Below are 15,753 nucleotides of genomic sequence, written 5' to 3' on the forward strand. Positions count from 1 at the left end.
TGAGCAGGCCTTAGGCCCAGCTTAGCTGCTCAGCCCAGGAACAGCTTGTAAGCCGGGTTCTCGGTTTCGTCCCAGTAGGGGTAACCAATCTTGGCCAGTGCCGCTGGCACCAGGTGGCGCTCGTCTTCCGGCACCTGCAGGCCCGCCACCACACGCCCGTCTGCCGCGCCGTGGTTACGGTAGTGGAACATCGAGATATTCCAGCGCCCACCCAGCTTGTCGAGGAAATTGAACAGCGCCCCCGGCCGTTCCGGGAACTCGAAGCGCAGCACCATTTCATCGCTGGCGCCAGCCGAGTGGCCGCCGACCATATGACGAATGTGCAACTTGGCCAGCTCGTTGTCGGTCAGGTCCGTTACCGGGAAGCCCTGCTCGCTCAAATGCTGCACCAAGGCTGCGCGCGGGTCGTTTTCCGGGTGGGTCTGCACGCCCACGAAGATATGCGCCTCGTCCGAGGTGTGCTTGCGGTAGTTGAACTCGGTGATCTGGCGTTTGCCAATCGCCTGGCAGAACGCCTTGAAGCTGCCCGGGCGTTCAGGAATGGTAACGGCGATGATCGCCTCGCGCTTTTCACCCAGTTCGGCACGCTCGGCCACATGGCGCAAGCGGTCGAAATTGACATTGGCGCCGGAGTCGATTGCCACCAGGGTCTGGCCGGTCACGCCGTACAGTTCGACGTAACGCTTGATGCCCGCCACACCCAACGCGCCGGCAGGCTCGGTGATCGAGCGGGTATCGTCGTAGATATCCTTGATTGCGGCACAGATTTCATCGGTGCTGACCGTGACCACTTCATCCACATGGTGGCGGCAGATATCGAAGGTGTGCTGGCCGATCTGCGCCACCGCCACGCCGTCGGCGAACAGCCCGACCTGCGGCAGCACCACGCGCTCACCCGCGGCCATGGCCGCCTGCAGGCAGTTGGAGTCATCCGGCTCAACACCAATGACCTTGATATCCGGACGCAGGTACTTCACGTAGGCGGCAATACCGGCGATCAGGCCACCGCCGCCCACCGGCACGAAGATCGCGTCCAGCTGGCCAGGGTGCTGGCGCAGGATTTCCATGGCCACGGTGCCCTGCCCGGCGATGGTGTGCGGGTCATCGTAAGGGTGGACATAGACCAGGCCCTTTTCATCGACCAGCTTCAGCGAATAAGCCAGCGCCTCGGGGAACGAGTCGCCATGCAGCACCACCTTGCCGCCACGCGAGCGTACGCCTTCGACCTTGATCTCCGGGGTGGTCTTGGGCATCACGATGGTGGCCTTGATGCCCATTTCCCGCGCGGCCAGGGCCAGGCCCTGGGCGTGGTTGCCGGCCGAGGCGGTGACCACGCCGCGGGCCAGTTCTTCCGGGGTCAGCTGGGCCAGCTTGTTGTACGCCCCGCGGATCTTGAACGAGAACACCGGCTGCAGGTCTTCGCGCTTGAGCAGAATCTGGTTGCCCAGGCGCTTGCTCAGTTGCCCGGCGCTCTGCAACGGGGTTTCGACGGCAACGTCATAGACGCGCGAGGTGAGGATCTTCTTGACGTACTGTTCGAGCATCGGGAAAGCATCACTGGGCCGCGGGACAAGGGCTGGAAGTCTACCCCAGCGCTACGTCGGGCGACCACAGCAAAGCCGTGCGAGCCGTTATACTAGGCAACTTTGAAACCGCCCTGCCCCTTCCGGAGCCCGCATGACCCAGGACCAACTCAAACAGGCCGTCGCCCAGGCCGCTGTCGACTTCATTCTGCCCAAGCTGGATGAAAAGAGCGTCGTCGGCGTCGGTACCGGTTCGACCGCCAACTTCTTCATCGATGCCCTGGCTCAGCACAAGACCGCCTTCGACGGTGCCGTCGCCAGCTCCGAGGCCACGGCCCAGCGCCTGAAGGGGCATGGTATTGCGGTGTACGAACTGAACAGCGTCAGCGAGCTGGAGTTCTACGTGGACGGCGCCGATGAAAGCGACGCGCACCTGAACCTGATCAAGGGCGGCGGCGCAGCCCTGACCCGTGAGAAGATCGTTGCAGCAGTAGCCAAGACCTTCATCTGCATCGCCGATGCCAGCAAGCTGGTGCCGGTGCTGGGCGCCTTCCCACTGCCGGTCGAGGTGATCCCGATGGCCCGTAGCCACGTGGCCCGCCAACTGGTCAAGCTGGGCGGCGACCCGGTGTACCGCGAGGGTGTGGTGACCGACAACGGCAACGTGATCCTCGATGTGTACAACCTGCAGATCACCAACCCGGTGGAGCTGGAAGCACAGATCAACGCCATTGTTGGCGTGGTGACCAACGGCCTGTTCGCGGCGCGGCCGGCGGACCTGCTGTTGCTGGGTACTGCTGAAGGTGTGAAGACCCTGACGGCCAATTAAACCGCTTCGCGGGTAACCCGCTCCTACAGCGATCGCCACTGGCATGGAGCCTGGCGAGCTATCTGTAAGAGCGGGTTTACCCGCGAAGGGCCCTGACAGACGATCAGTCAGCCGGCTGCTTGAACACATAGAACAGGTTCGGCTCACTGACCAGATAAAGGGTTCCCGCCTCGTCCATCGCAATCCCCTCCGCCTGCGGTACGGTCGCCTGCAAGCCCTGGTAGCCCTTGCGCAGCGACAGGGTACTCAGCGGCCTGCCCTCGATATCCAGCTCCAGCAACAGCCGCGACTCGTCGGACAATGCCAGCAGGTGCCCACTGCGCTCATCGAACTGCAAGCTCGACAAGTCCCGCACGAACAACCGTGAATCGCGCTTGCGGTCCTGTACTACATGCACGGCATAGGGCCTTTCCGGGTTGTCATGCGGGAAGCCGTGAACCTCGTAGATGAGCATCGGGTCGCGTTCCTTGGCCACGAACAAGCGCTTGCCCGCTGAGTCGTAGGCCAGCCCTTCGAAGCCTTTGTTGCCGTTCAGGCCAATGCCCAGGCTGAGCTGCTCGGCATCGCCGGCATCGAGGAACAACGTGTCGTCGTCCAGGCGCACCCGGATCAGCCGTTGCTGACGCTCGTCGGAAATCACATAGCTGTTTGGCCCGACATACTCCACGGCCTCCGGGTCGCCGAAGCCCGTCAGCGGCACGCGGCGCAGGATGCGCCCGTCCAGCGACAGCTCGATCAACTCCGAACGGGCGTTGGTGACGGTAAACAGGGTCTTGCGGTCAGGGTCGTAGGTCAGCGCCGATATATCGTCGTTCAACCCTTCGATAGGCTGCGCTTCCAGCACCACCCGGTAGCGCTCCAGGCCCATGCTCTGCTCGGCGGGCTGCCACCAGGTCTTGAAGTTGAACCAGGCGCGCTCGTAAAGGCGGAACTCATGCCCGGCCCAGCCGAGCAGGCACAGGCAGACAACGGCTATTACCAGGGATAGACGAACAAAACCACGCATACAGGCAGACTCGGCACAAGGATGGCGAATCTAACCATGAATGACTGAAATAAAGCTTAATGCCAGCATCCGCAAAAGCGGATTGTTGGCTCAGGGTTTTCTGAAGCGATAGAACAATGCCGGCTCACTGACCATGTACAGATTGCCCTGGTCGTCCATCGCCACCCCCTCGGCCCGCGGGATGGTGCCTTGCAGGCCGTTGAACCCGCCGAGCAAAGTCATGAAGCTGACCTGCTGCCCCTGCTGGTCCAGTTCCAGCAGCATGTTGGAGTCGGCCGACAAGACCAACAGGTGGCCTGTACGCGGGTCGACACCCAGCGCCGAGAGGTTGCGCAAGTCGAGCTGATCGCTTGGCAGCGGCTGCTTGTCGCCCTTGAGCTGGCTGCGGCCATCGGTGTTCCAGGTGTACAGCTTGGGCGGGCGCTCCTCGCCGATGACCAGGCGCTGGTGCAGCGGGTCCCAGGCGACGGCCTCGAAGCCTTTGTTGCTTTTCACCGACTGCCCCAGGTCATAGCTTTTGAAGTCGGCGTGGTTGAGCACCGCCGTGTGCCCGTCCACCTTGACCAGGGTCAGGTCATGCAGGCGCTCGTCGGTGATGGCCAGGTAACCGTCTTCCAGCACGGCAACGCCTTCCGGGTTGTTCCAGCCGTTGAGCGGGATCTTGCGCAGCACATCGCCGTCCAGGCTCAGTTCGACCAGGAACGGGTTCTTGCCCATGACCGCGAACAGCGTCCGGGTCTGCGGGTTGAACGCCACGTCCGACGCTTCGTCATCGTCCATGCCCGGCAGGGGCTTGGCATCGATGTCTACCTGATAATCCGGCAGCCATACGCTTTCGCTGCGCTCGGCGCGGCTTTCAAAACCTTCCTTCAGCCATAGCGCACCACGGTCATCCCAGTGCATCGCCATGGCCACGCCATAGCCAATCACCGCCGCCACCGCCAGGCCAAAGGGCCAGCGCAGGTAGAAACGACGCTTGGGGGTTGCCGGGGCGTTGGGGGGTGATGGCATGCAGCGGTCCTGAAGCAGTGGGCGTAGATGCGCGCATTATCCGCATTCGGTGTGAAAAAAACGCCAAATCCTGCCTGGACGCGCATTCTTTGTGGGAGCGGCCTTGTGTCGCGGAAAGGGGTGCGAAGCGCCCCCGGGATTCATGCGTCAAGCACCTATTGCCGGGGCCGCACTGCGGCCCTTTCGCGACGCAAGGCCGCTCCCACAGGGCTCAGAGCACCCGGCTTTCGAAGCGGCTGACACCCGGCAGCTCCAGCACCAGCTCGTCACCGACATTGAACGGCCCCACGCCCGCCGGGGTGCCGGTGAGGATCACATCCCCCGCCAGCAGCGAAAAATGCGCGGCCATGTGCTGAATCATCGGCACGATAGGGTTGAGCATCATTGCGCTGTTGCCGTCCTGGCGTACTTCGCCGTTCACCGTCAGCCGTACCGGGATGTCGGTCACGTCCGGGAAGCTGGCAGCCGAGACGAACGGCGGCAGTACGCAGGCACCGTCGAAGCTCTTGGCCAGCTCCCATGGCAGGCCTTTTTCCTTCAGTTTGGCCTGCACGTCGCGCAGGGTCAGGTCCAGGGCCGGGGCGTAGCCGGATATGGCGTCCAGCACCTCTTCCTCGCTGGGGTGCGAGGACAGTGACTTGCCCAGCAACACGGCGATTTCTGCCTCGTAATGCACCGAACCGCGCTCGGTCGGGATCTTGAAGCCGCCTTGCGCGGCGACCACGCAACTGCCGGGCTTGATGAACAGCAGCGGTTCGCTGGGGATCGGGTTGTCCAGTTCCTTGGCGTGTTCGGCATAGTTACGGCCAATGCACACCACCTTGCCCAACGGGAAGTGGATGCGCGTGCCGTCTACATACTGGTGCTGGTAACTCATGGCCGACTCCTTTGCATGCTGCTTTTTATTCAGGAGCGAAGATCTTACCCGGATTCATGATGCCGTTAGGGTCGAACACGGCCTTAATCGCCTTCATGCAGGCAATTTCTTCGGCCGAGCGGCTGTAGCCCAAGTAGTCGCGCTTGGTCATGCCTACGCCGTGCTCGGCAGAGATCGAGCCGTTGTAGCGTTCGACGATCTCGAACACCCACTTGTTGACCTCGGCGCACGAGGCAAAGAACGCGTCTTTGTCCATGTGCTCGGGCTTGAGGATGTTCAGGTGCAGGTTGCCATCGCCGATATGGCCGTACCACACCACTTCGTAATCCGGGTAATGCTCGGCCACGATGGCATCGATATCGCGCAGAAACGCCGGTACTTTCGAGACCGTGACTGAAATATCGTTCTTGTACGGGGTCCAGTGCGAGATGGTTTCCGACAGGTACTCACGCAGCTTCCACAGGTTTTTCAGCTGGGTTTCGCTCTGGCTCATCACCCCGTCCAGTACCCAGCCCTGCTCGACGCAATGCTCGAAGGTGGCCAGTGCCTGGTTGGCGACTGCCTCGGTGCTGGCCTCGAACTCCAGCAGCGCATAAAAGGGGCAGTCGGTGGCGAATGGCGCCGGCACATCACCACGCGCAAGGATCCTGGCCAGGCCCTTGTCCGAGAAAAATTCGAAGGCCGTGAGGTCGAGCCCGCCCTGGAAGGCGTGCAGCACCGGCATGATCGAGTCGAAGTCCGGCGTGCCCAGCACCATGGCGGTGAGGTTGCGCGGGGCGCGGTCCAGGCGCATGGTGGCTTCCACCACGAAACCCAGCGTGCCTTCGGCGCCAATGAACAGCTGGCGCAGGTCATAACCGGTGGCGTTCTTGATCAGGTCCTTGTTCAGCTGCAGCAACTCGCCCTTGCCCGTCACCACCTTCAGCCCGGCCACCCAATTGCGGGTCATGCCGTAGCGGATCACCTTGATGCCGCCGGCATTGGTGCCGATGTTGCCGCCTATCTGGCTGGAACCGCTGGAGGCGAAGTCTACCGGGTAATACAGGCCCTGCGCTTCGGCGTAGCTTTGCAACTGGCGGGTGACCACCCCGGGCTGGCAAACCACCGTGCGGTCGAAGGCATTGAAGTCGAGAATCCGGTTCATGTTGTCGAAGGCCACCACGACTTCGCCATTGGCCGCCACGGCCCCCGCGGAGAGCCCGGTGCGCCCACCCGACGGCACCAGCGCCACCCTGTGCGCATTGGCCCAACGGACAATGGCCTGCACCTGCTCGATGGTCTTGGGCAGCACGATGGCGCTGGGCGCCGGTGCATAGTGCTTGGTCCAGTCCTTGCCATAGGCGTCGAGGGATGCCGGGTCGGTCAGGACCTTGCCAGGGTCGACAAGGGTCATCAGTTCTTCAATTGCAGCGGGGTGGGTCATCGCTGGAACTCTCGACTTATTCATAGTCACCCTGAGCACTCTTCACCTGTCGGGATAAGCTCAGATTGTGTCGCGTATGCTAGCATAGCGCTCCCGCTGTTCATGCTAAGGCCGCCCTCGCGCCTGGCATCACCCCTCGCCATTTTTTCTCCGGGATACAGGTTTACGCAGATGAGCAAGACTTCTCTCGACAAGAGCAAGATCCGGTTCCTTCTTCTTGAAGGTGTGCACCAGAACGCGGTCGATACCCTCAAGGCCGCCGGCTACACCAACATCGAATACCTCACTGGTTCGTTGCCGGAAGCCGAGCTGAAGGAAAAGATCGCCGATGCCCACTTCATTGGCATCCGTTCGCGCACCCAGCTCACCGAAGAGATCTTCGACTGCGCCAAGAAACTGGTCGCCGTTGGCTGCTTCTGCATCGGCACCAACCAGGTAGACCTGGAAGCTGCCCGCGAGCGCGGTATCGCCGTGTTCAACGCGCCCTACTCCAACACCCGCTCGGTCGCCGAGCTGGTACTGGCCGAAGCGATCCTGCTGCTGCGTGGCATCCCAGAGAAAAACGCCTCCTGCCACCGTGGCGGCTGGATCAAGAGCGCAGCCAACTCGTTCGAGATTCGCGGCAAGAAACTCGGCATCGTCGGCTACGGCTCGATCGGTACCCAGCTGTCGGTCCTGGCCGAAAACCTGGGCATGCAGGTCTACTTCTACGACCCGCTGACCAAGCTGCCACTGGGCAACGCCGTACAGGTCACCAGCCTGCACGAACTGCTGGGCCTGGCCGACATCGTCTCGCTGCACGTGCCTGAGCTGCCCTCCACCCAGTGGATGATCGGCGAGAAGGAAATCCGCTCGATGAAGAAGGGCGCGATCCTGATCAACGCCGCCCGTGGCACCGTGGTCGAGCTGGACCACCTGGCCGCCGCCATCAAGGACAAGCACCTGATCGGCGCTGCCATCGACGTGTTCCCGGTCGAGCCACGCTCCAACGACGAAGAGTTCGAGAGCCCGCTGCGCGGCCTGGACAACGTGATCCTCACCCCGCACATCGGTGGTTCCACTGCCGAAGCCCAGGCCAACATCGGCCTGGAAGTGGCCGAGAAGCTGGTCAAGTACAGCGATAACGGTACTTCGGTGTCTTCGGTCAACTTCCCTGAGGTGGCACTGCCAGCGCACCCAGGCAAGCACCGCCTGCTGCACATTCACGAAAACATCCCGGGCGTACTCAGCGAGATCAACAAGGTATTCGCCGAGAACGGTATCAACATCTCCGGTCAGTTCCTGCAGACCAACGAGAAAGTCGGTTACGTGGTAATCGACGTAGACGCCGAGTACTCCGACCTGGCGCAAGAAAAACTGCAACAGGTCAAAGGCACCATCCGTTCCCGCGTACTGTTCTGAGTTTGCTTGCAGCATGAAAAAGGGAGGCCCTGGTGGCCTCCCTTTTTTTTGCCGGTGGAAGCGGCGTCGCCTGCTCTCACAGGATCACCGCAAACCCGAAGCTTGCGGCCCCCCCCCTGTGGGAGCGGGCGAGCCCGCGAAAAGCCCAACACCTATTTCACGTCGACAGTAATCTTCTGCGACTCGACGCTCGGCTTGAACGGCACGTGATACTGGTCACCCAGCACCAGTTGCAGGGTGTGCTTGCCCGGGGTCAGGGTAATGCTGGTTTCGGTCTGTGCCTTGCCGAAATGCAGCACCTGCGGCCCGGCTGGCAGTGCGGTGCCGGCCTCTGGCATCAGGCTGGTCGGCAGCGGCATGTCGGCGACGGGCTCTTTGTCCACATCCACCAGCAAGTGGTGGTGGCCGGTGTGCGGGGTCTGGTCACCAGCAGGCTTCAGGCCCATGCCTTCAATGCCGAACTTGACGGTAAAGGTCTTGTCGACGGTGGCACCATCGGCGGGGGAAACGATGAAGACCTTGGCATCCTTGGGCGGCTCCTGGCTCTTCAGGGCGTCTGCGGCACTGGCCAACACCGACGCTCCCATCAGCAAACCGGCAACGGCAGCACGCGAAAATAGGCTGTTCATTCACTTCTCCTGTGATTCACTCATTGACCGCAGCTTGTCATCCAACAGCGGCGGTAGTTCACCTTAGTTGAAATATGCGCCAAGGTGTTCACGTTGCCTGACAGAAAAATTTGAGTCAGGGTTAAACAATGCCGAGGCGCCAAGGTCTTAGGCTGCGTTCGATCATGGCGAGGAATAAAGCCATGACGAAAGTTATTCACCTGTAAAAGAAAAAGGGGCCTTCAATGCGTTCGACCATAGGGGTACTGCTGGCAGTACTGATCAGTCCATTGGCCCAGGCGGAGCTGATCGACGAAATCGCCGACCGGGGCGAACTGCGCATTGCCGTACAAGCCGACAACCCGCCTTATGCGTTCAAGCAAGACGAGCGGCTGAGCGGTTTCGATGTGGAGTTTGGCCAGGACCTGGCCCGCGAACTGGACCTGCGTGCCGAATTTGTCGAGGCGCCTGCGGACGAGGTACTGCCAGGTGTGGAAAGCGGCAAGTATGATGTCGCGCTGACCCCAGCGAGCGAAGCACTCAAGAGTGACGGTCCGCTTGACGCGAGCCTGCCGTTTGGCGAGAAGAAGCTGGTGATCCCGTTCCAGAAGGACAACCCGGCGTTTGAAAGTGCCGTTAACAATGCGCTGCAGCGGTTGAAGGACAGTGGCCGCACGGCCGAGCTCGAACAGAAGTGGTTCAAGGGTGTGCAGGAGACTGCGGCCGGGCAATGAGGTTTGTGCGGTCTGTGCCGCCCTCATCGCACTACGTGGCTTATTGATTTGGCAGGCAAGCGCTGACCAGCATCTTGGGCAAATCAGAACGGGTCATTGCCACGCCGCCGGAACCAGCCCGTCAACGACAAGCGCTCACGCCCGGCGGGCAGCACTTCGTGAGGCACCTCACCCGACAGGAACACCACCAGGCAACCTGCCAGCGGCTCGACCAGGGGCTCGGCACCGTCGGCGAGGAACATGCGCAGCTGCCCACCATCCTGCGGCTGCCAGTCTTCGTTCAGGTAAAACACCGCCGAGACCATGCGCCGATCATCGTCACGAAAGCGGTCCAGATGCCGGCGATAAAATGCACCGGGTGGGTACAGGGCAAAATGGCACTCGAAATCCTGCAGGCCGAGAAACAGGCCCTGGTTGATGGCCAGCCGTAACTGGTCCATGGCCGCCAGGTACCGGTCGCAAGCCTCGGCCTGGCCAGGGTCGATCCACTGGATCTGGTCGCCGCGAATGGTTTCGCGTACTTCCTGGGCATCACCGCGCCCCACCCCGGCCGGGTTGAGTTCGCCTTCGGCATAACGGCGCCGGCACTCGACCGCCAACGCGCGCGCAAGGTCGACAGGCAGAAACAGCGCCTGTTGGGACCAGCCATGGGTGGCCAGATCGTCAACGACGGCCGCGAGCATCGGGTTTTCGGGGGAAGTATGCATGGCGCGCATCATATCCATTCGCCCTGGCGGCGCACAGCGCCACTTGGCCGAGAAACACGCACATATCTCGACAAACCGGCGCCGGGCCAAGGACAATGGTCGCCTGCCGACAGGAGTCCTGAATGCGCCGTCTGTTTTCCCTGATTCTGCTGATGATCTGCACCACGCCTGTCTGGGCAGATAACCTGGATCAACTGTACAAGGCTGCCGGCTGGCCCGACCAGCGCGCCCACTTCAACGATGCCCTCACCGCCGCCCAGGCGCGCTACCGCAACAGTTTACCGCCCGCCGTGTACCAGGCGCTGGTCGACAACAGCAACCAGCGCTTCCAGGCCCAGGCGGTAGACCGTCGTGCCCAGGCAAAGCTGCGCGCCAGCCTGGCCAACCCGGCACCGGCCCTGGCGTTCTTCCAGTCGCCGCTGGGGCGCAAGGTGGTAGCCGCCGAGCTCAAGGCCACGCGCAAGGATGAACTGGCCAGAAACGCCAAGGGCTTGCCGAAAATGCAGGCCAGCGATGACCGCCTGCTGATCATTGGCCACCTGGCTCAGGCCTTGCCAGCACGCGAAGCCGGCGCCGAAGTCAGCCTGGCCATCGCCGGCGTGGCGGCCGACAGCCTCAGCTCGATGATCCCCGGCCTGTTGGGCGGCGGCCAGGCGCAAGGCCTGCTCGACGGTCAGCGCCAGCGGCTCATGGGGCAAATTGGCGAAGACCTCAACAATACGTTGCTGTACGTGTACCGCGACCTGTCCGACGCCGAGCTGGAAGAGTTCGCCACCTTTGCCGAGTCGCCCGACGGCAAGGCCTACTACCAGGCGGCACTGGCCGCGGTGCGTGCCGGCCTGGCAGTGGGCCAGAGCAGCAACGAGCTGAGGTGATCAGCCCAGGCGCTGGTCGATGAAATCGAAGTAGCGCTGGCGAATGCCTGGCAGCTCGTTGGCCAGGTGGTGACGCGCGTCGGGCAGCATCAGGATCTGCGGCTCAGCGAACTTGGCCTTCAGCACCTCCAGGTTGTATGGCCAATCCACCGTGCCGTCGGCCTCTCCCTGTACGATCAATGGCCGCCGTGTACTTTTGGGCGCAGCCTCGATGCGTTTGACCCAGGCGATCAGGGCACCCACCCAGGCAGTGGGCAGCCGGCGCGGTTGCAGGGGGTCGGCCTGGAGAAACGGCAGGAAGGCAGGGTCGTTGGTATTCTCACTGAAGCGCCGCTCGATACCATTGACGAAATGGCGCAGCACGCGATAGCTGAACTTGGACCAACGCCAGGCACATGGCCGCACCAGTGGCGCCAGCAGAATGACCTGGCCATCCACAGGGCTATGGGCACCTTGGTACAGCAAATGGTCCACCGCGATCGCCCCACCCGTGCTCTGCCCGCACAAATGCCATGGCCGCGGCAGCTGCAACGCACGCGCCTGTTCGAACAGCGCCTGCAGCACCTGCTGGTACACCGCGAAGTCGCTGATGCTCGCCCGCTCGCCGCTGGACAGCCCATGGCCGGGCAGGTCGCAGCTGATGACCGCAAAACCTTGCCCGAGCGCCCACTCGATCACATGCCGATAGAGGCCCATGTGGTCGTAATAGCCATGCAGCAGGAACAGCGTCGCGCTTGGCTGCTCGGGTAGCCAAGCCTGCCCGGCCAACTCGAACCCCGCGGCCTGGAAACCGCCCAGCCAGCTGTGGGCCGACAGGTTCAGGCCATAGAAACGCTGGTAATCCTGCGCTTGAGTCGACAGCGGATGGCGCGCGGTGAACGGCGCCAGGCTGGCACGCAGGCGGTCGGGCTGAAAGTCAGGGGGCATCGGGTACATCCACAGTGAAGCAAGTATTGATCTGGGATATTCAGCTCTGGCCGGCATCGTGGCAAGCTTCGGCCATGCGTTACCTGTACTGGCGCTATCGCCGGCAAGCCAGCTCCCATAGGGATATCACCAGGCCTCAGGCCGTTGACAACCTGTGGGGGCTGCCTTGCGGGCGACAGGGCCAGTGAACCCACCACAAAAATACCAGCAGATATCCATGCAAACCCGCCTCGCCAAACCTGCCCTGATGAGCCTCGCCCTGCTGCTCTGCGCCGCCACCCTTTGGCAGGTCTACACCACCTTCCAGGCCCGCTACCTGCGCCCGTTCGACAACCAGGCCACGCTGTTCGACGGCAGCCAGTTGCAGCTCCCCGCCGAGCTGGCCGGCCCGGGCCCGATCCGCGTGGTGCACTTCTGGGACCCGGCCTGCCCGTGCAACGTCGGCAACCAGCAACACCTAGGCGACCTGGTCAGCCAGTTCGCCAAACAGGGCGTGGCCTTCCACGTGCTGCAAAAGCCCGGCAGCCATGGCCAGCTGCCAGCCAACCTCACCGGGCTGCAACCGCTGGGCAGCCTGCCCGGTAGCGAACACCTGCCCGCCTCGCCGGCCGTGGCTATCTGGGATCGGCGAGGTCACTTGGCCTATTTCGGCCCCTACAGCGAAGGCGCTGTCTGCAATGCCAGCAACAGCTTCATCGAACCTATTCTCAAGGCACTGCTCGACGACCGCCAGGTCAGTGCCTCCAATACCCTGGCGGTTGGCTGCTATTGCCCTTGGGCAGGTTGACGCACCCGTGCAGGGTTACCCACCACCGTGGCACCGGCCGGCACATCCCGGGTCACCACGCTGCCGGCACCAACCACCGCGTTATCGCCAATGGTCACACCCGGCAGAATGACCGCCGCACCGCCGATCCACACATTGTTGCCAATGGTCACGGGGCGCCCGCTTTCCAGCCCGCTGCGCCGCACGTCGGGGTCCAGCGGGTGGTCGGCGGCGTAGATCTGCACATTGGGGCCGACCTGGCAGTCATCACCGATAGACACCGGCACCACGTCGAGCATCACGCAATTGAAATTGATGAAGGTGTTGCGGCCGACGCGGATGTTGTAGCCATAGTCGCAGTAGAAGGGTGGGCGGATCACGGTGCCCTCGCCCACATGGCAAAAATGCTCGCGCAGCAAGCCATGACGGGCGTCGTTAAGCAGTTCCACGCTGTTATTGTAGCGGTGCATCCAGTGCTTGCTGGCGATCTGCTCGGCCTGCAATTCAGGGCAGCCAGCGTGGTAGAGCTGGCCGGTAAGCATCTTCTGTTTTTCGCTGAGTGCCATGGAAACTCCTTCCTGGGGCAGTGCTCGTTCGCGCATCCACCCAAGGTCGGACCCTTTTTTTTCGTAGATTGCTCAAGGAGTCTGCATGAAGCGCAGCCTGACCCTACTGGCCGTGGTTGTTGCCGTGGCCGCTGGCGCTGGTTACTGGTATGCACAGGGCAAGCTGCCACAGCGTGAAGGCGAAGTGGCGATGGCCGGCCTGCAGGCGCCGGTCAGCGTGCGCTACGACAGCCGCGGGGTGCCGCACCTGCAAGCGCAGAACGAGGCGGACCTGTACCGTGCGCTGGGCTATGTGCATGCCCAGGACCGGCTGTTTCAAATGGAGATCATGCGCCGCCTGGCACGTGGCGAACTGGCCGAGGTGCTGGGCGACAAGCTGCTGCCCACCGACACGCTGTTCCGCAGCCTGCGCATACGCGAGCAAGCCGCCCTGATGGCCAGGCGCCAGGACCCGCAATCGCCGGCCGCCCTGGCTTTGCAAGCCTACCTCGACGGGGTCAACCGCTGGCAGGCCAGCCACCCCAAGCCGGTGGAGTTCGACCTGCTCGGTATCACCCCACGCCCGTTCACCGCCGAAGACACCCTGAGTATCGCCGGCTACCTGGCGTACAGTTTTGCCGCAGCGTTTCGCACCGAACCGGCGCTGACCTACATCCGCGACCAGTTGGGCCCTGACTACCTGAACATTTTCGACCTGGGCTGGCAGCCCGAGGGGGCCCTGGGCAAACCGCTGGCGGCGGCCGACTGGCGCAGCCTCGAAGGCCTGGCCCGGCTCAGCCACGAAGCACTGGGCGATGCCGGCATTCCGCAGTTCGAGGGCAGCAATGCCTGGGCCGTCGCCGGTAGCCGCACACGCAGTGGCAGGCCGTTGCTGGCAGGCGACCCGCACATCAGTTTTGCAGTACCGGCGGTGTGGTACGAGGCCGAACTGTCGGCACCCGGCTTCAACCTGTACGGCTACTTTCAGGCGCTCAACCCGTTCGCCCTGCTCGGCCACAACCGCGACTTCGGCTGGAGCCTGACCATGTTCCAGAACGATGATGTCGACCTGATCGCCGAACGCACCAACCCGGCCGACAGCAACCAGGTCATGGTCGATGGCCGGTGGCACACACTGGAAACCACCCAGCAGCAGATTGCGGTAAAGGGTGAAGCGCCAGTCACCCTCAACCTGCGTCGCTCGCCCCATGGCCCCATCGTCAACGATGTACTGGGCAATATCGCCGGCACCACGCCAGTAGCCCTGTGGTGGGCGTTTCTCGAAACCGAAAACCCGATCCTCGAGGGTTTCTACCAGCTCAACCGCGCCGACTCCCTGGGCAAGATGCGCGAAGCCACAGCCAAGGTCCATGCGCCGGGGCTGAACTTTGTCTGGGCCAACGCCCGCGGTGATATCGGCTGGTGGGCGGCAGCGAAGTTGCCGATACGCCCAGCCGGCGTCGACCCGGCGTTCATCCTCGACGGCGCCAGCAGCCAGGCCGACAAGCTCGGTTTCTACCCCTTCAGCGCCAACCCGCAGCAGGAGAACCCGGCCCGCGGCTATATCGTCTCGGCCAATTACCAACCACCGGCGGCGGTGCCGATACCGGGGTACTACAACCTGCCCGATCGTGGCCGCCAGCTCGATCGCCAGCTGGCCAACCCTGAGGTGAAGTGGGACACCCAGAACAGCCAGGCGCTACAGCTGGACACCACCAGCGGCTATGGCCCGCGCACGCTGGCCCCGCTGCTGGCGACCCTGCGCGCCATAGCCGAAGGTGATGAGGAAAAGGAACTGGTGGAACAACTGGCCGCCTGGGCGGGCGATTACCCGCTGGACTCGACCAGCGCCACCCTGTTCAACCAGTTCCTTTACGAGCTGGCCTACTCGGCCCTGCATGATGAACTGGGCGATACCTGGTTCCCGGTACTGATCAGTACCCGCGCCATCGACGCGGCCTTGCCACGGCTGGCGGCGGATGCCGATTCGCCCTGGTGGAATACCCGGGGTGGCAGCCAGCGCACCGACAGGACCCAAGTGGTGCGTACGGCATGGCACAACAGCCTGAAGCACCTGCGCGACACCCTGGGCGACGACCCGTCGCGCTGGCAGTGGGGCAAGGCCCATACCTTGACCCACAACCACCCCCTGGGGGTGAAAAAGCCGCTGAACCTGCTGTTCAACGTTGGGCCATTCGCCGCCCCCGGTACACATGAAGTACCGAACAACCTGTCGGCGAAAATCGGCCCGGCGCCATGGCCGGTCACCTACGGCCCCTCGACGCGGCGGCTGATCGACTTTGCCGATGCCGGGCAGGCGCTGACCAGCAACCCGGTAGGGCAGAGTGGCGTGCCCTTCGACCGGCATTACGCAGACCAGGCCGAGGGGTATGTGCAAGGGCGGTATCAGAAGGCGCAGATGGGGGTGATTCCGGCGCAGAGCACGCTCAGGCTGGTGCCGGCGCAGTGATTGCTCTGGTTGGTATGTCGCTTTGAGATTGCCGGGGCTGCTTTGCAGCCC

The 15,753-nt window shown here is 63.0% G+C and carries 15 protein-coding genes; 6 read left to right on the forward strand and 9 right to left on the reverse strand.

The window, feature by feature from the left end:
- Positions 1-29: 29 nt before the first annotated feature.
- The gene (gene ilvA, locus L1P09_RS23935; RefSeq protein ID WP_235768212.1) at positions 30-1,544 is read right to left on the reverse strand and encodes a threonine ammonia-lyase, biosynthetic; all 1,515 of its coding nucleotides are present in this window, start codon (positions 1,542-1,544) and stop codon (positions 30-32) included.
- Between the two features lie 133 nt (positions 1,545-1,677).
- Here ilvA and rpiA point away from each other — a divergent pair, with 133 nt between their 5' ends.
- The gene (rpiA, locus tag L1P09_RS23940; RefSeq protein ID WP_047150262.1) at positions 1,678-2,352 is read left to right on the forward strand and encodes a ribose-5-phosphate isomerase RpiA; all 675 of its coding nucleotides are present in this window, start codon (positions 1,678-1,680) and stop codon (positions 2,350-2,352) included.
- Positions 2,353-2,455: 103 nt separating this feature from the next.
- Here rpiA and L1P09_RS23945 read toward each other — a convergent pair whose 3' ends face one another.
- The 4 genes from L1P09_RS23945 to L1P09_RS23960 all read right to left on the reverse strand — a co-directional run bounded on the left by L1P09_RS23945 (position 2,456) and on the right by L1P09_RS23960 (position 6,669).
- Positions 2,456-3,358 (reverse strand): SdiA-regulated domain-containing protein, encoded by a 903-nt coding sequence (locus L1P09_RS23945; protein ID WP_054905146.1) that lies wholly within the window; start codon positions 3,356-3,358, stop codon positions 2,456-2,458.
- Between the two features lie 90 nt (positions 3,359-3,448).
- The gene (locus L1P09_RS23950; RefSeq protein WP_029887617.1) at positions 3,449-4,369 is read right to left on the reverse strand and encodes an SdiA-regulated domain-containing protein; all 921 of its coding nucleotides are present in this window, start codon (positions 4,367-4,369) and stop codon (positions 3,449-3,451) included.
- A gap of 211 nt (positions 4,370-4,580) precedes the next feature.
- Positions 4,581-5,246, reverse strand: a complete 666-nt coding sequence (locus tag L1P09_RS23955; RefSeq protein ID WP_029887616.1) for a fumarylacetoacetate hydrolase family protein — start codon at positions 5,244-5,246, stop codon at positions 4,581-4,583.
- 25 nt (positions 5,247-5,271) lie between these two features.
- Positions 5,272-6,669 carry an FAD-binding oxidoreductase gene (locus tag L1P09_RS23960; RefSeq protein WP_235768213.1) on the reverse strand — a complete coding sequence of 466 codons (1,398 nt, stop codon included), beginning with the start codon at positions 6,667-6,669 and terminating at the stop codon, positions 5,272-5,274.
- A gap of 171 nt (positions 6,670-6,840) precedes the next feature.
- On the opposite strand from L1P09_RS23960, the gene serA reads away from it, so the two are divergent.
- On the forward strand, positions 6,841-8,070 hold the full coding sequence (gene serA, locus L1P09_RS23965; protein ID WP_009683687.1) for a phosphoglycerate dehydrogenase: 1,230 nt from the start codon (positions 6,841-6,843) through the stop codon (positions 8,068-8,070).
- Positions 8,071-8,222: 152 nt separating this feature from the next.
- Here the strand turns inward: serA and L1P09_RS23970 are convergent, their stop codons facing one another.
- Positions 8,223-8,699 carry a DUF4399 domain-containing protein gene (locus tag L1P09_RS23970; protein WP_054905149.1) on the reverse strand — a complete coding sequence of 159 codons (477 nt, stop codon included), beginning with the start codon at positions 8,697-8,699 and terminating at the stop codon, positions 8,223-8,225.
- Between the two features lie 224 nt (positions 8,700-8,923).
- On the opposite strand from L1P09_RS23970, the gene L1P09_RS23975 reads away from it, so the two are divergent.
- The gene (locus tag L1P09_RS23975; protein WP_009683689.1) at positions 8,924-9,412 is read left to right on the forward strand and encodes a transporter substrate-binding domain-containing protein; all 489 of its coding nucleotides are present in this window, start codon (positions 8,924-8,926) and stop codon (positions 9,410-9,412) included.
- 83 nt (positions 9,413-9,495) lie between these two features.
- Here L1P09_RS23975 and L1P09_RS23980 read toward each other — a convergent pair whose 3' ends face one another.
- Complete coding sequence (locus tag L1P09_RS23980; RefSeq protein ID WP_054905165.1) at positions 9,496-10,128, reverse strand: 2OG-Fe(II) oxygenase; 633 nt, start codon at positions 10,126-10,128, stop codon at positions 9,496-9,498.
- Between the two features lie 113 nt (positions 10,129-10,241).
- Here L1P09_RS23980 and L1P09_RS23985 point away from each other — a divergent pair, with 113 nt between their 5' ends.
- Positions 10,242-10,994, forward strand: a complete 753-nt coding sequence (locus tag L1P09_RS23985; RefSeq protein WP_054905150.1) for a DUF2059 domain-containing protein — start codon at positions 10,242-10,244, stop codon at positions 10,992-10,994.
- Here L1P09_RS23985 and L1P09_RS23990 read toward each other — a convergent pair whose 3' ends face one another.
- Positions 10,995-11,921, reverse strand: a complete 927-nt coding sequence (locus L1P09_RS23990) for a phospholipase BipL (RefSeq protein ID WP_054905151.1) — start codon at positions 11,919-11,921, stop codon at positions 10,995-10,997.
- Between the two features lie 217 nt (positions 11,922-12,138).
- Here L1P09_RS23990 and L1P09_RS23995 point away from each other — a divergent pair, with 217 nt between their 5' ends.
- On the forward strand, positions 12,139-12,708 hold the full coding sequence (locus L1P09_RS23995; protein WP_054905152.1) for a DUF6436 domain-containing protein: 570 nt from the start codon (positions 12,139-12,141) through the stop codon (positions 12,706-12,708).
- Here the strand turns inward: L1P09_RS23995 and L1P09_RS24000 are convergent.
- Positions 12,687-13,253: a sugar O-acetyltransferase gene (locus L1P09_RS24000; RefSeq protein WP_054905153.1), complete on the reverse strand. Its 567-nt coding sequence runs from the start codon at positions 13,251-13,253 to the stop codon at positions 12,687-12,689. The genes L1P09_RS23995 and L1P09_RS24000 overlap by 22 nt on opposite strands.
- 85 nt (positions 13,254-13,338) lie before the next feature.
- Here L1P09_RS24000 and L1P09_RS24005 point away from each other — a divergent pair, with 85 nt between their 5' ends.
- Positions 13,339-15,702, forward strand: a complete 2,364-nt coding sequence (locus tag L1P09_RS24005) for a penicillin acylase family protein (protein ID WP_054905154.1) — start codon at positions 13,339-13,341, stop codon at positions 15,700-15,702.
- The last annotated feature ends 51 nt before the right edge of the window (positions 15,703-15,753 follow it).

Origin of the sequence: Pseudomonas juntendi, from assembly GCF_021560075.1 — a bacterium.
GTDB classification, from domain to species: Bacteria; Pseudomonadota; Gammaproteobacteria; order Pseudomonadales; family Pseudomonadaceae; genus Aquipseudomonas; species Aquipseudomonas juntendi.

Coding starts and splice junctions, on each gene's coding strand:
- L1P09_RS23995 (WP_054905152.1), top strand. CDS start 12,139: ATGCAAACCCGCCTCGCCAAACCTGCCCTGATGAGCCTCGCCCTGCTG.
- L1P09_RS23955 (WP_029887616.1), bottom strand. CDS start 5,246: ATGAGTTACCAGCACCAGTATGTAGACGGCACGCGCATCCACTTCCCG.
- L1P09_RS24005 (WP_054905154.1), top strand. CDS start 13,339: ATGAAGCGCAGCCTGACCCTACTGGCCGTGGTTGTTGCCGTGGCCGCT.
- serA (WP_009683687.1), top strand. CDS start 6,841: ATGAGCAAGACTTCTCTCGACAAGAGCAAGATCCGGTTCCTTCTTCTT.
- L1P09_RS24000 (WP_054905153.1), bottom strand. CDS start 13,253: ATGGCACTCAGCGAAAAACAGAAGATGCTTACCGGCCAGCTCTACCAC.
- L1P09_RS23985 (WP_054905150.1), top strand. CDS start 10,242: ATGCGCCGTCTGTTTTCCCTGATTCTGCTGATGATCTGCACCACGCCT.
- L1P09_RS23990 (WP_054905151.1), bottom strand. CDS start 11,921: ATGCCCCCTGACTTTCAGCCCGACCGCCTGCGTGCCAGCCTGGCGCCG.
- ilvA (WP_235768212.1), bottom strand. CDS start 1,544: ATGCTCGAACAGTACGTCAAGAAGATCCTCACCTCGCGCGTCTATGAC.
- L1P09_RS23970 (WP_054905149.1), bottom strand. CDS start 8,699: ATGAACAGCCTATTTTCGCGTGCTGCCGTTGCCGGTTTGCTGATGGGA.
- L1P09_RS23945 (WP_054905146.1), bottom strand. CDS start 3,358: ATGCGTGGTTTTGTTCGTCTATCCCTGGTAATAGCCGTTGTCTGCCTG.
- rpiA (WP_047150262.1), top strand. CDS start 1,678: ATGACCCAGGACCAACTCAAACAGGCCGTCGCCCAGGCCGCTGTCGAC.
- L1P09_RS23975 (WP_009683689.1), top strand. CDS start 8,924: ATGCGTTCGACCATAGGGGTACTGCTGGCAGTACTGATCAGTCCATTG.
- L1P09_RS23960 (WP_235768213.1), bottom strand. CDS start 6,669: ATGACCCACCCCGCTGCAATTGAAGAACTGATGACCCTTGTCGACCCT.
- L1P09_RS23980 (WP_054905165.1), bottom strand. CDS start 10,128: ATGCGCGCCATGCATACTTCCCCCGAAAACCCGATGCTCGCGGCCGTC.
- L1P09_RS23950 (WP_029887617.1), bottom strand. CDS start 4,369: ATGCCATCACCCCCCAACGCCCCGGCAACCCCCAAGCGTCGTTTCTAC.